This window comes from Micromonospora sp. WMMA1363, assembly GCF_030345795.1.
In the GTDB taxonomy this organism is placed as follows: Bacteria; Actinomycetota; Actinomycetes; order Mycobacteriales; family Micromonosporaceae; genus Micromonospora.
Map to the genome: position 1 here is coordinate 5459026 of NZ_JAUALB010000001.1, position 14212 is coordinate 5473237.

Genomic DNA, 14212 nt, shown 5'->3' on the forward strand with positions numbered 1-14212 from the left:
AACGACTCCGCGGTGGCGTTGTCGGCGCTGCCGACCGTGCTCATCGGCCGAAGGGCACTTCTGGCCATCGACTGCGACCGTACTTTTCTGATAACTTCGCAGCGGCGGATCATCATGGTTCGGATGAGGCGATGATCGCCACGATGAACCATCGACGCCAATGCGAAATGGTGGGAGACGGTGACAGCATCAGTCGAATATTCGGTCGATCACGGTCACGTTGAGCTGCTTCCGATCCACTTCGACGACCTCGACTCGATGGGGCTCGTCCACAACTGCCGGTACGGAGTTCTGGTGGAGCGCGCCCTCAACACCTTCTGGACGTCCCACGGCTGGACGTTCGACGGTGGCACCTACAGCCACCCGGACGTGTTTCTCGCGGTGGCCGAGTTCGCCATCTCCTACCGCACGCCGTTCCGGGGCACCGGCGCCATGGCCGTCCACCTGTGGATCGACCAGTTCAGCGGGTCCAGCGCCGTGTACGGATTCCGCTGTCTGTCCCGGGACGGGCAGACCGTGCACGCCGAGGGTAGGCGGGTGCACATCCGCATCGACCCGAAGACCCTGCGCCCCACCGCCTGGGCGGACGACACCCGGTCGGTCATGAAGCTCATCGCACGGCCTTCTGACTGACCACGGGCGCGGCCTTCAGACTGACCACGGGCGGTCAGGACGGCACCGCCTCCACGACCGAGAGCGCGGACGCGGTCGGGATGATCCGGCCCAGTTGGAAACCCTCTCCCGCGAGTAGCGCCGCGAACTCCTCGGCCGTGCGTTCCCGCCCGTCCCACAGGGCCATCATCAGCACGTCCGACACGACGGCGGGGTGTGCGCCCGGAGTCGCGGGCACCACGGCGTCGACCACCAGCAGCCGCGCGTCGTCGGCCATGGCCTTGCGGCACGAGGCCAGCACCGCCGCCGACTCCTCGTCGCTCTTGTCGTGCAGGATTCGCTTGAGCAGATAGACGTCCCCACCGGGCGGTACGGCGTCGATCATGTCGCCGGCCTCGGTACGCCACCGCCCGGCCAGCGCCGGGCCGTCCAGCAGGTGCCGCTCCAGCACCGGGGCGCGGTCCAGCAGCACGCCGCGCAGCCCCGGGTTCGCCGTCAGCACCGCCCGCAGCAGCCCGCCCCGCCCGCCGGCGACATCCACCACGGTGCCGGTCGCGGGGAAGTCGTACGCGGCGACCACCGCATCCTGCTCCAGCGCCGAGACCGTGGCCAGGGCGTCGGCGAAGAGTTGCTCGGTCTCCGGGGCGGTTGGCAGGTGGTCGAAGAACGGCAGCCCGAATACGTCGGCGAAGGCGGTCTGCCCCTGCCGCACCGTGTCGTCGAGCCGCCCGGCCGGCCGCCAGTACAACTCGTCGGTGAAGAGCAGCACGATCGACCGCAACGGCACCGGCGAATCAGTTCGCAGCAGCCGCGCCGCCGGCGTGAGCCGGAACCGGCCCGCGTCGTCCTCGGCGAAGACCCCGCGGGTGCTGAGCAGTCGAAGCGCCCGGCCCAGGCGTCCGGCGTCGACGCTGGTGAGGGCCGCCAGCTCCGCCGCGCTGCGGGGTTCGTCGAGGTGGTCGGCGACCGCGAAGCGGGCCGCGACCCGCAGCGCCGCCGGGTAGAGGTAACCCAGCGAATCTCCGAGTATCTGCCGGATCACGGTCGGGTCGATCCGACCTTCGTCGGCCTCCGTCGCAGTCATCGCGTCGCCCTTCTCGCCGTCGTGGCCGCTGCCGCCGTCACCGCGGCACCGGAAGTTCGCGGAAGCCGCCGAGGGCGGATCCGAGGGAAGATCGATCCACCCGGGTTGGTCAACTTGAGCGGCTCCGGTACGGCGTTCGGCCGGACCTGCGGGTCGGCGCGCGGTTCGGCGAGCTGATCCGGGTTGTCCAGCAGGGGCGGCGTCGAGTCGGCGAGCACGGTCGACCCCGGGTCGGGTCGGTGCGTACGAACAGACAGGGCAGGGGCTGCCCCATCGGTTGTCATCGGAGCACCGCCTCCTCGGGGGCGCTGGGCGTCGCCGGTGGGGCCGGCACGGCTTCGACGATCGACAGCGTCCCGGGAGTCGGGATCACCCGGACGGCCCGGAGGTTCGCGGCGGCCAGCAGGGCGTCGAACTCGGCCTTGGTTCGTTCCTTGCCGTCGAAGTTGGTCATCATCGCGATGTCGTAGAGCTTGCTCGGGTGCGGGTCGTTACCCGAGGGGATGACCGCGTCGATGATCAGCAGCTTCGCCTCGTCCGCCATCGCCTGCCGGGTGGCCTTGAGGATGCGCAGGCTGTCGGCGTCGTCCCAGTCGTGCAGCACGCGTTTGAGGACGTAGATGTCGCCGCCGGTCGGGATCAGCCCGAAGAAGTCACCCGCCACCGGCTCCCAGCGGCCGGCGATCGCGGGGTCGCCCAGCCGGTGCTTGGCGAGGACCGACTCCTGTTCGAACAACACGCCCCGCAGGCCCGGGTTGCGTAGCAGTATCGCGTGTAGCAGGCCGCCGGGCCCGCCGCCGACGTCTACCACGGTGCCGGTGTCCGGGAAGTCGTAGCTTGCCGCGATCGGGTCCTGCTCGGTGACCGACAGGTCGGCGATCGCGGTGTTGAAGATGTCGGCGCGGGACGGGTCCCGGGCGAGGACGTCGAAGAGCGGGCCGCCGAAGATCCCGTTGAACACCGTGGTGCCGGCCCGCACGGTCTCCTCCAGCCGGCCGGCCGGTAGCCAGTACATTTCGTCGGTCAGCAGCAGCACCATCGAGCGGACCGACATGGGCGACTCGGCCCGCAGCAGCTCCGCGGCGGGCGTGAGGTGGTAGGCGCCCCGTTCGTCCTCCCGGAACACCCCTCGCATGGCGAGGAAGCGCAGCACCCGGGCCAGGTGTCCGGGGTCCGCGTCGCTCAGCGTGGCCAGCTCGGCCGGGGTCTTCGGCCCGGACGCGAGATGCTCGGCGATGTCGAGGTGGACCGCGACGCGCAGCGCCGCGGCGTTCAGGAAACCCAGGGCATCCCCCATGACCTGCCGGACCAGGGCCCCCGGGGCGGCCTGTTCGGTGGTGGGCGCAGCGGTCAACGTTCTACCTCCATCGTGGATAGGGCCGGGCGCCGCCGGGGACCGCGGTGGAGCGCGGAGCCGGCACCGGCTCAGGATCGTGGACCGGCCTGACACCGGACTGATGCGCTGCTGACACGGGGCAGGCCGTCGCCGGGGCGGGTGCCGACCGCTCCGGTCGCCACCGTCGCCCCGGGTGACTCGCGTCGTCGCGGTGGCGGCGTACCCACGGGTGCGGCGGCGGACCGAGGCCGGCCGGGAACGCACCGGGCCGCCAGCGGGCCGCCGGGCGACGGACCAGCGCCATGTTCAGGCAGCACGGCTTCCGGCGGCGGTTGTCTCGCCGGCTGCGGCGGCTGCGGCCGGCGGCGGCGCGAAGCGCAGCCCGGCCCAGGTCAACGCGAGCGCGACGACCACCAGGACGGTGCAGAACAGGAACACGTTCCGGTAGTCGGAGAGCCCCTCGCCGGTGGTGCCGCCCACGATGACGGCGAGCGCCGCCACGCCGAGAGCCCCGCCGAACTGCCGGGACATGGTGTTCATGCCGGACGCGCCGGCGAACTGGGTGGGCGGCGCGGACATCGCGGCCGCCAAGGTCGTGCCGTACGTGATGGCGCCCATGCCGAAGCCGGCGATGAGGCTGGCGGGCAGGATGAGCGTCAGGAACGACGGCCGGTCGGTCAGCCCGGCGACCATCCACACGCCGGAGACCAGGAACGCGACGAAGCCGAGCAGGGCCGCCTGGCGCGGGCTGCGTAGCCGGGCGGCGGCCCGTCCCACCAGCAGTGCCGCGGCCGAGGCGGCGAGCGCGCCGGGCGTCATGGCGAACCCGGCCCGCATCTCGTCGTAACGCCACAGCGCGACCATGAACAGCACGGTGCCCAGCAGCCAGGGGAACTGTGCCATGCCGTAGATAAGGGACACCAGGTTGGTCGCCAGGAAGGTGCGGTTGCGCCAGAGGCCGGTCTCCAGCGCCGGCACCGGCCGCCGGGTGGAACGCCAGACGGCGACGGCCACCGCAGCCACGCCACCGGCCAGGCAGCCCAGCGTCCGGCCGTTCCACCAGCCCCACTCCGAGCCCTGGGTAACCCCGACGGTGACCGCGCCGATGCCGGCGGCCAGCAGCAGGGTGCCGAGAGCGTCGGGCAGGCCCCGGCCATGCGTGGGCACCCTGGGCAGCACCCGCGCGGCCACGATGAGCATGGCCACCCCGACGGGCAGGTTGATGTAGAACACGGACGGCCAGCCGAGCCAGTCGACGAGGACGCCGCCGAGCGCCGGCCCGACCGCCGCCGCCACCGCGGACGCGGCGCTCCACAGGCCGATCGCGCTGGCCCGCCGTGCCGGCGGCCCGTCGAGCAGCAGGATCGCGAGCGCCGACGGGATCATCGCCGCCGCGCCGACACCCTGCAGTGCCCGAGCCCCCACCAGGAACGGCAGGGTGGGCGCCAGCGCGCAGGCCAGTGACATGGCGGTGAACAGGGCGACGCCGCCGAGGAAGATGGTGCGCCGGCCCAACACGTCGGCGAGGCGCCCCGCCGAGGGCAGCAGGGCGGCGAAGAGCACCACGTACGCGGTGATCACCCAGGACAGGTCGGCGACGGAGGAACCGTCGAACTCCTGCTGGAGGGCGGGGATCGCCAGGTTGGTCACCGTCGAGTCGAGCATCGCCAGGAAGGTGGCGCCGGAGACCGTGACGAGGATCGCCGCGCTTCGGGTGGGTCGTGTTGCTTGCGACGTCATGCAGTGTTGCTGTCGGTCGACCCGGTGGGCAGGCCGTCGGCGCCGACGGCGATGGTCGCCCCGACCTGGCGTCGGCGACGCTCGTCGACCTCGACGGCGATGTCCTCGTCCTGCGCCATCATCTGGTCCAGGTCCACCTCAGCGAAGCCCAGGACACCCAGTTCGGCGAAGGCGTGGCGCATCTTCGGTCCGAAGAGGCCGATGTCGCGCAGCGTGGGGACGATGCGCGAGAACAGGTGGCTGCGGAACGCGCGGAAGTGCTCGGAGCGGCGCATGAAGTCGATGCACTCGTTCGCGTCGATGTCCAGGTGGCGCCACACCTCCTCGCCCACGAACCGTTGCGCCATCAGGTGACAGGCCTCGACGCAGAACTCCTCGCGTTCGTCGCGCTCGGCCTGGGTGAGCTGCGGGTAGTAGTCGCGCAGGGCCAGCCGACCGAAGGCCACGTGCCGGGCCTCGTCCTGCATGACGTAGGCGTTGAGGGCCTGGGCCAGCGGCTCCTTGGCGTAGTCGCGGATCAGGCCGAACGCGGCCAGCGCCAGGCCTTCGATGAGCACCTGCATACCCAGATAGGTCATGTCCCAGCGGGAGTCGGAGATGACGTTGTTGAGCAGCGCCTGCAGGCTTGGATTGATCGGGTACGCCAGCTCGACCTTCTCCCGCAGGTATCGCGAGTAGGCCTCCATGTGCCGGGCCTCGTCCACCACCTGGGTGGCCGCGTAGAACTTCGAGTCGACGTCGGGGACACTCGCGACGATCTTCGACGAGCAGATCAGCGCCCCCTGCTCCCCGTGCAGGAACTGGGAGAACTGCCACGCGTTGAGGTGTAACCGGACCAGCCCGCGCTCCTTCGGCCCGAGCTTGTCCCACACCCGGGAGCCGTAGATGGCGATGGACTCCTCCGGTACTCCCATCGGGTCGTTCGGGTCGATCTCGATCGACCAGTCCAGCCGTTCGGCGGCGTCCCACTGCCGCTGCTTGCCCTTCTCGTAGAGGGCGAGCAACCGATCCCGGCCGGTGTCGTAGTCCCAGTCGAAGACGGTCGTCGCCCCGCCCGGTACGTGCCAGCGGGTCTGCTCCACCGGGAGCGTGTAGATGCGCGTGCTCAAGCTCGCCTCCGCAGCTGGTCGCTTAAGCCGGCCAGGCCGCCTCGCCCGGCCGTTCGTGCTGACAGTCTCGGCTACCGTCACCCGGCGTAGCATTGGGGAGATCCCTAGGTGCGCGCGTACGTCAGCCGCCGGTCAGCGGCGCGTCAGCGGGCCCGCCCACCATCGGGCCATGAGCGTGGACAGCGCAACGGACCTGGGATCCGAGGGTGTTCTCAAGTGGGCCGGCGGATCCACCTGGTACCGGACAGTCGGTGACCTGACCGGCGGCCCCGCGCCCGTGGTGGTCTGCCACGGAGGGCCGGGCCTCACCCACGACTATCTCCTGTCGTTGGCGGCGCTCGCCGCCGGCGGCCGGGCCTGCGTCTTCTACGACCAACTGGGCAACGGCCGATCCGACCACCGGCCGGACGCGGCGGACGGGTTCTGGACGGTGCCGCTGTTCCTCACCGAGCTGCGCGCACTGCTGACACACCTGGGTATCACCGACCGGTACCACCTGCTCGGCCACTCCTGGGGTGGCCTGCTGGCCCTGGAGTTGGCCACCGAGCGTCCGGCCGGCCTGCGGTCGCTGGTGCTCGCCGACAGCTTCGCCGCCGGCGAGACCTACCGGGCAGAGGTCGGCAGGCTCCGCGACGAGCTGCCCGACGCTGTTCGCGCCGCGCTCGCCGGCCCGCCCGACGACCCCGGGTACGCCGAGGCGGTGAGCGCCTTCTACGCCCGGCATGTCTGCCGGATGCGACCGGTGCCCGACGAGGTGCTGCGGACCCTCGGCGCGGTACGCGAGGATCCGCGGGTCTACGAGACGATGGCCGGCGGCAACGAGTTCGACCTGCGTGGCCACCTCGCCGACTGGGACATCCGGGATCGGCTGGGCCGGGTCGCGGTCCCCGCTCTGTTGATCTCCGGGCGGTACGACGAGGTGACCCCGGCGGCCGTTGCCGAGCTGCACCACGGGCTGTCCTCCTCCCGGTGGGAGCTGTTCGAGGAGTCCAGCCACATGCCGCACGTCGAGGAACCGGAACACTTCCGCGCGACGGTCGACGCGTTCCTGGCCGGGATCGACGCGGCCGACGGTCGACCGGCCACGTCGGACCACGTCCGCTCCGCGGTGCGCTGAGGACCGGCGATGTCGGGACCGGGACCGGCGCCACCCACCACCCCGGCGACGCGCGGCGCGCCGGACACCCGCGAGTTCCGTCGGGTGATGGGGCGTTACCCCACCGGCGCGGTGGTGGTCGCCACAATGCTCGCCGGCCGGCCGTACGGCATGGCGGTGAACTCGTTCACCTCGGTGTCCCTCGATCCGATGCTGGTTCTCTTCTGCGTGCACCGGTCATCGCGGACCTGGGGGGCGCTACGGGCCAGTGGGCGGTTCGCGGTCAGCGTGCTCGCCGCCGACCAGGCGCACGTCTGCCGGGTGTTCGCCACCCCGGGCGCGGACCGTTTCGCCTCGCTGCCCTGGTCGACGAACGACTCCGGCCAGCCGGTGCTGGGCGGCGCGGTGGCCTGGCTCGACTGCGCGGTCACCGCGGTGGTCGACGGCGGCGATCACGAGGTGGTGTTCGGCGTGGTGCGGGCCGCGTTCGACCGCCCGGACGGTGGTCCGCTGGTCTGTCACCGGGGTGGGTTCACCGGCCTGTCGGAGCCGTGACCGGGGCGGACAGCGCGACCGACACCGCGGCCACGATTCCGGCCGGGTCGTCCAGGCAGTAGAAGTGCCCACCGGGGAACACCCGCTCCGACGGTGGGGATCCGGTCCGCTCCCGCCACCACGCCAGGTCCGACGGCCCGGCAAGTGGGTCGTCCCAACCCTGGAACACCGACACGGGGCAGGGCACCGCGTGCCGGCCCGGGGTGTGTCGGGCCAGCGTACGCAGGTCCGCCGTCGTGGTGGCGACCACCAGGTCCCGCAGCTCCGGATGCTGCCAGAGTTCCGCTGGCGTGCCACCGAGTCGGCGCAGGAAGGCCGTCGGGTCGACGATCCCGGCCAGGACGGCGCGCGCCCACCGGGGGCCCGGTGTCGGGGTGGCCGAGACGAACAGGTGGCGTACCGTCACCCCGGCGTCGCGGAGCAGCGGTGTCAGCTCGTACCCGAGCAGGCCACCCATGCTGTGGCCGAACACGGCCAGCGGCAACGGATCGGTGGCGTCCAGCTCGGCCACCGCCGCGGCGACGGAGGCGGCCAGCCCGGCCAGCGTGCCGCCGGCGGGTTCGTCGATCCGGCCGTCCCGGCCGGGCGGCCGCACCGGGCACAGCTGCAGCCAGCCCGGGGCGTACCGGCGCCAGTCCTGGAAGAACCGGGCCCCCGCGCCGGCCGGCGGCAGGCAGAGCAGCCGTAGGGCGGGCGCCACCACCGGCAGCGGATCCAGCCAGAGCGCGGCGGCGCCGCCGGTCACGGCTGCTCGCCCGTGATGAAGTCCGCGGCCCGCTCGCCGATCATGACGGCCGGCGCGTGGGTGTTGCCGGTGGGCACGGTCGGCATCACCGACGCGTCGGCGACGCGCAGGCCGCGCAGGCCCCGGACCCGCAGCCGCGGGTCCACGACGGCGTCCTCGTCGACGCCCATCCGGGCGGTACCGACCTGGTGGTGATAGGTCGAGACGGTTGCCCGGACGTACGCCCGCACCTGCTCGTCGCCGGTCACCTCCGGCCCGGGGTGGACCTCCCGAGCCTCCCAGCCCTGGCGCAGGGCCTTGCCGGCACCCAGTTCCCGGCACAGTCCCACCGAGGCGACCAGCGCGTCGAGGTCCACGGCGCAGCGCAGCACGCCCGCCTCGATGAGTAGTTCGTCGTCGGGTTCGGGCCCGCCCAGCCGGAGCCGGCCCCGGCTGGCCGGGCGCACCAGCCCGGCCTGGAGCGTGAAGCCGCTGTCCGGCGCGGCGAACCCGGGTGGGCACATCGGCACCGGGAAGTGCAGCGGCTGGGTGTCCGGCACCGGAAGGCCAGGGCGGCTACGCCAGTACAGGTGGGTCTGGGCCGGCGGCAGGCCGGCCGACGGACGGCCGAGCGGGCGGCCGGTGCCGAAGACGACCGGCACGAGCAGGTGGTCCTGGAGGTTGCGGCCGACGCCGGGCAGGTGCGCGACCACGTCGAGGCCGAGTCCGCGCAGTTCGTCGGCGTCGCCGATGCCGGAAAGCATCAGCAGCCGCGGTGACTCCAAAGTGCCGGCGGCGAGCACGACCTCCTCCTCGGCCCGGGTGGTGGTGGGTCGGCCGTTCCGTTCCCACACCACGCCCGCGCACCGGTCGCCGTCGACCAGCAGCCGCCGGGCCCGGGCCCGCGTCCGTACCGTGAGTTCCGGCCGGTCGGCGACGGGTCTGAGGTACGCCGCCGCGCTGCCGCACCGCCGCCCGTCCCGCACGGTGAACTGGAGGTACGAGATGCCGTCGAGGTCTCCGGAGTTGTAGTCCGGGTTGAACGGAACGTCGACCTCGCCGGCGGCGTCGACCAGCGACTCGTGGATCGGGTCCGGCCGGTAGGCGGTGAGCACGGGAACGGGGCCGCCGACACCGCGCAGCGGTGTCGGCCCGGTGTCGTAGTCCTCCATCCGCCGGTACACGGGCAGCACGTCCCGCCAGGACCATCCGGTGTTGCCGAGGTACGCCCAGTGGTCGTAGTCGGCCGGCGCGCCGCGCGCGTAGATCATCGCGTTCAGGGAGCTGGAGCCGCCCAGCACGCGGCCGCGCGGCCAGGGCAGGCGGCGGCCGTCCGCGGCCCGCTGCGGTTGGGTCTGATAGCCCCAGTTCTCCTCGGTGAACCACAGCTCGCCGAAGCGCAGGGGATCGTGGATGGCCGGATTGACGTCGGGTCCGCCAGCCTCCAGGAGGAGCACCCGCCGCCCGCGTTCGACCAGCCGGCGGGCCACCGCGCAGCCGGCCGACCCGGCGCCGACCACCACCACGTCGACGGTGTCCACCGGCTCGGTGCCGTCGTTTGTTCCGCGCAATGGTCAGGCCTTCCCGAAGACGAGGACGGCGTTCTGGCCGCCGAAGCCGAACGAGTTGCTGATCGCCACGTGCACCGGGGCGTACCGGGGTGCCTTGGCCACCACGTCGATGTCGATCTCCGGATCCTGACGTTCCAGGTTCGCGGTGGGGGGAATGGCGTCGTGCTGCACGGTGAGCACGGTGAGGGCGGCCTCGATGGCGCCGGCGGCGCCGAGCGCATGCCCGATCACGCCCTTGGTCGAGGTGACGGCGGGGCGGGGGCCGAGCGTCCGGGCGATGGCGGTGGCCTCCGTCCGGTCGTTGGCCGGGGTCGACGTGCCGTGCGCGTTGACGTGGTCCACGTCGGACGCGGTCACGTCGGCGTCGGTGAGCGCGGCGCGGATCGCCTGGGTGATGCCCCGCCCGCCGGGCTCCGGCGCGGTCGCGTGGTACGCGTCGGCGCTGGCCCCGTAGCCGAGCAGGCGCGCCCGCACGCGGGCCCCGCGGGCCCGGGCGTCCGCGGCCCGTTCCAGGACGAGCACGGCACTCCCCTCACCCAGAACGAAGCCGTCCCGGTCCGCGTCGAAGGGGCGCGAGGCGGCGGCCGGGTCGTCGACCCGGGTGGACAGCGCGGTCATCTGGGCGAACCCGGTGAGGATGAGCGGGCTGACGCCGGCCTCGCTGCCGCCGGTGACCACCACGTCGCAGGCGCCGCTGTGCAGCAGAGCGCGGGCCGTGCCGATGGCGGTGGCCCCGGAGGCGCAGGCGCTGGCGGTGACGAAGTTCGGGCCGGTGGCCCGAAGCGCTATGCCGATCTGCCCGGCGACCATGTTCGGCACCAGCATCGGGATCAGCAGGGCGGAGACCGTCGGCGGGCCGCCGCCGAGCAGGTTCTTGTGCTGGGTCTCCCAGGTCGCTACCCCGCCGAGACCGCACCCCATCACCACGCCCACCCGCGCGCCGTCCCAGGTGGCCGGGTCGAGCCCGGCGTCGGCCACCGCCTCCCGCGCGGCGACCAGGGCCAGCTGGACGAAGCGGTCGTACTGCCAGGAGCGGCGGCCCACCGTCCTGCGGGGCTCGAATGCGGGCACCCGGCAGGAGAAGGTGACGGGCAGGTCGGTCAGCTCAGGGTCGGCCCGCGCGGTGGAGGCGCCCGCGCACACGCCCATCCAGGTGGCGTCGACGCCGATCCCGGCCGGGGTCACCAACCCCAGACCGGTCACCGCGAGGTCGCCGCCGGTCATGCCGGTGTCGCCAGGCGGGCGTCGATCAGCTGCGCCGTCTCGGAGATCGTGCTGTGCGGGGTGGCGTCCCGCTCGTCGAGCTTCACGCCCAACTCCTGCTGGACCACGAGACCGAGCTCCACCAGGAACAGGGAGTCGAGTTCCAGGTCCTCGAACGTGACGTCAGGGTGGACCTCGTCCGGCTCGACCTCGAAGCGGGTGACCAAGATGTCGACGAAGCGGTCGTAGGTGGTTGCGGTCATGCGCGTGCTCCTCGTTCTGCAGGACTGGCCGCGGCCAGTCCGGGACAGGTCAGTGACGGCCAGGTGAGGGCGACGGACCCCCAGGTCAACCCGCCGCCGAAGGCGGTCAGCACCAGCCGGTCGCCGGTGCGTAGGGCGCCCGCGGCGAGGGCGTCGGCGAGGGCCAGGGGGATCGACGCGGCTGCGGTGTTGCCGACGCGGGCGATGTTGCTGACCGCGCGGGCCGAGTCGAGGCCGAGGTCCTCGGCCAGGCGGTGCAGGATGCGGCTGTTCGCCTGGTGGCTGACCAGGTGATCGAGATCCGTGGCGCGCCAGCCGGCGCGGGCCAGCACCGTTCGGGTGGAGGCGGCCATCCGGAGCACGGCGTGCCGGAACACCTCCCGGCCGTCCATCGTGAAGTAGTGCTCCTCGGGTGGCACCGGCCGGCCGGAGAGCCGCTGCCGGGACCCGCCGGCGGGCACCGCGATCAGCCCACTGTGCTCGCCGTCGCTGCCCAGGTCGAAGGGACCCACGCGACCCGGCTCGTCGGGGTGCCCGGTGGTCAGCACCACCGCCGCCGCGCCGTCGCCGAAGATCACGGCGGTGGTCCGGTCGAGCGGGTTGAGGATGCTGGAGAAGGTTTCCGCCGCGATCACCAGGACCCGGTCGGCGATGCCTGCCGTGATCAGGCCAGCGGCGCTGGCCAGGGCGTAGACGAAGCCGGCGCAGACCGCCATGACGTCGTACGCGCCGACGTTACCCAGGCCGAGTCGCCAGGTGACCTCGGGCGCGATGCCCGGACAGGGGCGATCCGGTGTGGTGGTGGTGACCACGACGGCGTCCACTTCGGACACGTTGGCGTGTGCCAGGGCCCGGGCGCCGGCCCGGACGGCCAGGTCGGAGGTGGCGGAGCCCGGCTCGGCGAGATATCGCTGGCCGATGCCGGTACGCAGCCGGATCCACTCGTCCGACGTGTTCAGCTCGGCGGGGAGGGCGCTGTTGGGTACGCGGCGTGGCGGTAGCCAGCTGCCGATTCCCCGAAGGACCGCTGCGCGGGTCATGCCGTTCCTCCTCCTGCGCCGGTGCGCCGGCCGGTCGTGTCCGACCGCCGGTTCCGGTGCTCCCACCCTCCCGACGGAAGCTGAAAGCGCACTGACGCCGGACTGACGGGCGGACCTGTCAGTGCGGTCTCAGCACCGCGTCAGCACCGTTGCCGAAGCTGCGGAACCGACAGCGGTTTGCGGAGGGGCGAATGACGACAGGTATCTCTGCGGCGGCCCCGGGGTCCGGGGCGGTGGCGAGCCGTTTCGCCGATCTGGCGGCGCTCGCCGCGATGGTCGGGCGCCCGTTGGGGGTGAGCGCCTGGCAGGAGATCGGCCAGGCGAGGGTGGACAGCTTCGCGGCCGTCACCGGCGACGGGCAGTGGATCCACATCGATCCGGCGCGCGCCGCGCGGGGGCCGTACGGCGGTCCGATCGCCCACGGGTTGCTCCTCGCCTCGCTGATGCCGGGGCCGGTCGTCGAGCTGCTCGCCGTGGACGGGATCGACCTGGTGCTCAACGCCGGCCTGGAGCGGCTGACCTTTCCCGCGCCGGTCCTGGTCGGCGAACGGGTGCGGGTGCGGGCTGAGCTGGCCTCGTTCACCTGGCGGGTCCGCGGCGCGGCCGACGTGACCGTCGAGGCCTGCGTCGAGGTGCAGCAGCGGCCGGCGGTCGGCTGCAGTGCTCTGCTGCGTCTGGTGTTGCGCCCCCGATCGGCCCCGCGCCGGCGGGACTCGAGACCATGAGGCGCCGGTCAGGCAGCGGCCTCGAAGGCCCGCAGGGCGGGATCCCGCAACAGGATCTCGAGGTACCGCTTCTGCAGCCGGTCACCGGGGTCGAGGCCGATGTCCCGGGTCAGACTCCGTCGGAGGCGGTGGTAGGCGTTCACCGCGTCGACCTGTCGCCCGCAGCGGTACAGCGCCACCATGAGCAGCTCGGTGAAGCGTTCCCGCAGCGGGTAGCGGGCGGTGAGCTCCTCCAGCTCGGGCACCACGGTCCGGTCCTCGCCGAGGGTGAGGCGGGCGGCGATCAGATCCTCGGTCGCCATCAGCCGGTTCTCGTCCAGCCAGCAGGCGGCGGCCCGGCAGGCTGGGCCGGGGCCGGCGTCGAGCAGCGCCGGGCCGTGCCAGAGCCGCAGCGCCTGCTCCAGCAGCGCGACCGCCCGCCGTGGATCCTCCGTCCGGCTCGCCGCGCCGAGACCGGCCAACTGCCGGAACCGGTTGGAGTCCAGGGCTTCCGGGGGGAGGTCGAGCTGGTAGCAACTGCCGACCGTCCGGATGAGCGATCCCCTCGCCCCGTGATCGCGTCCGCCGTCGAGGAGCCGACGGAGCCGGGTGATGTGTGCCTGGAGGGCGTTGCGGGCGTTACCGACCGGCTGGTCGGGCCAGAGTTCGTCGACGAGCCGGTCCGAAGTCACGAGCCGGCCCGCGTCGAGGGCCAGCAGCGCGAGTGTCGTACGGACCTTCTCGCCTCTCACCGGCTGGCGACCCTGCTCGGTGATGATGGCGATCGGGCCGAGAACAGACAGTTGCATTTCGCCCCCGAGGGTGGTCGATTCACCGTGCCGCACCTGTCGACGGCGACGCGGCCAAGCGTTTCGGCAATGCCGCATCGACATCTTCACACAATTAAGCCAGCTTCAGGAAAAGTGTTCTTGCGGGGTTGGTGGAAGTTCTACTTGACCCGGCGTCCGGTGTCAACGGAAGTGTCGGCAGGTGGCCACGACGGTGATATTGATAGACCGGACATAGAGGCTGGAAGGTGTGTATCGAGCATCAACTATCTGATCGACAATGACTCATGATACTCCGCTCGGCAGGGCCGGGGCGGACGGGCGATTGGTTGGCGGATGTCCGCTTCCCGACCGGCAACCTCGGGTTTTCCCTAGTGCTGAACCTGG

At 72.3% G+C, this 14212-nt stretch carries 14 protein-coding genes; 4 read left to right on the forward strand and 10 right to left on the reverse strand.

Features of this window, described 5'->3' with window-relative positions:
- The first annotated feature begins 180 nt into the window (after positions 1-180).
- Positions 181-633 (forward strand): acyl-CoA thioesterase, encoded by a 453-nt coding sequence (locus tag QTQ03_RS25630; RefSeq protein WP_289280283.1) that lies wholly within the window; start codon positions 181-183, stop codon positions 631-633.
- 34 nt (positions 634-667) lie between these two features.
- Here QTQ03_RS25630 and QTQ03_RS25635 read toward each other — a convergent pair whose 3' ends face one another.
- The 4 genes from QTQ03_RS25635 to QTQ03_RS25650 form a co-directional block, all read right to left on the reverse strand.
- Positions 668-1696 (reverse strand): methyltransferase, encoded by a 1029-nt coding sequence (locus tag QTQ03_RS25635; RefSeq protein ID WP_289280284.1) that lies wholly within the window; start codon positions 1694-1696, stop codon positions 668-670.
- A 280-nt stretch (positions 1697-1976) separates the two neighbouring features.
- A complete protein-coding gene (locus QTQ03_RS25640; protein WP_353890648.1) occupies positions 1977-2993 on the reverse strand; it encodes a methyltransferase in 1017 nt (338 codons plus the stop codon).
- Between the two features lie 345 nt (positions 2994-3338).
- On the reverse strand, positions 3339-4772 hold the full coding sequence (locus tag QTQ03_RS25645; RefSeq protein WP_289280286.1) for a DHA2 family efflux MFS transporter permease subunit: 1434 nt from the start codon (positions 4770-4772) through the stop codon (positions 3339-3341).
- Complete coding sequence (locus tag QTQ03_RS25650; RefSeq protein ID WP_289280287.1) at positions 4769-5881, reverse strand: ferritin-like domain-containing protein; 1113 nt, start codon at positions 5879-5881, stop codon at positions 4769-4771. The genes QTQ03_RS25645 and QTQ03_RS25650 overlap by 4 nt, the downstream gene beginning before the upstream one ends.
- Positions 5882-6050: 169 nt before the next feature.
- On the opposite strand from QTQ03_RS25650, the gene QTQ03_RS25655 reads away from it, so the two are divergent.
- Together QTQ03_RS25655 and QTQ03_RS25660 are read left to right on the forward strand one after the other, a co-directional pair.
- Positions 6051-6998: a proline iminopeptidase-family hydrolase gene (locus tag QTQ03_RS25655; protein WP_289280288.1), complete on the forward strand. Its 948-nt coding sequence runs from the start codon at positions 6051-6053 to the stop codon at positions 6996-6998.
- Between the two features lie 9 nt (positions 6999-7007).
- On the forward strand, positions 7008-7532 hold the full coding sequence (locus QTQ03_RS25660) for a flavin reductase family protein (RefSeq protein ID WP_289280289.1): 525 nt from the start codon (positions 7008-7010) through the stop codon (positions 7530-7532).
- On the opposite strand, the gene QTQ03_RS25665 is transcribed toward QTQ03_RS25660, so the two are convergent.
- From QTQ03_RS25665 to QTQ03_RS25685, 5 genes are read right to left on the reverse strand one after another with little or no spacing between them, the layout of a single operon-like run.
- Positions 7510-8277: a thioesterase II family protein gene (locus tag QTQ03_RS25665; protein ID WP_289280290.1), complete on the reverse strand. Its 768-nt coding sequence runs from the start codon at positions 8275-8277 to the stop codon at positions 7510-7512. The genes QTQ03_RS25660 and QTQ03_RS25665 overlap by 23 nt on opposite strands.
- Positions 8274-9827 (reverse strand): GMC family oxidoreductase, encoded by a 1554-nt coding sequence (locus QTQ03_RS25670; protein ID WP_289280291.1) that lies wholly within the window; start codon positions 9825-9827, stop codon positions 8274-8276. Before QTQ03_RS25670 ends, QTQ03_RS25665 begins: the two co-directional genes overlap by 4 nt.
- A 3-nt stretch (positions 9828-9830) precedes the next feature.
- Positions 9831-11051, reverse strand: a complete 1221-nt coding sequence (locus tag QTQ03_RS25675; protein WP_289280292.1) for a beta-ketoacyl-[acyl-carrier-protein] synthase family protein — start codon at positions 11049-11051, stop codon at positions 9831-9833.
- Positions 11048-11293: an acyl carrier protein gene (locus QTQ03_RS25680; RefSeq protein WP_289280293.1), complete on the reverse strand. Its 246-nt coding sequence runs from the start codon at positions 11291-11293 to the stop codon at positions 11048-11050. Before QTQ03_RS25680 ends, QTQ03_RS25675 begins: the two co-directional genes overlap by 4 nt.
- A complete protein-coding gene (locus QTQ03_RS25685) occupies positions 11290-12333 on the reverse strand; it encodes a beta-ketoacyl-ACP synthase III (protein ID WP_289280294.1) in 1044 nt (347 codons plus the stop codon). Before QTQ03_RS25685 ends, QTQ03_RS25680 begins: the two co-directional genes overlap by 4 nt.
- A gap of 191 nt (positions 12334-12524) precedes the next feature.
- Here QTQ03_RS25685 and QTQ03_RS25690 point away from each other — a divergent pair, with 191 nt between their 5' ends.
- On the forward strand, positions 12525-13058 hold the full coding sequence (locus QTQ03_RS25690; protein WP_289280295.1) for a MaoC family dehydratase: 534 nt from the start codon (positions 12525-12527) through the stop codon (positions 13056-13058).
- Positions 13059-13066: 8 nt separating this feature from the next.
- On the opposite strand, the gene QTQ03_RS25695 is transcribed toward QTQ03_RS25690, so the two are convergent.
- A complete protein-coding gene (locus QTQ03_RS25695) occupies positions 13067-13846 on the reverse strand; it encodes an AfsR/SARP family transcriptional regulator (RefSeq protein WP_289280296.1) in 780 nt (259 codons plus the stop codon).
- Positions 13847-14212 lie beyond the last annotated feature (366 nt).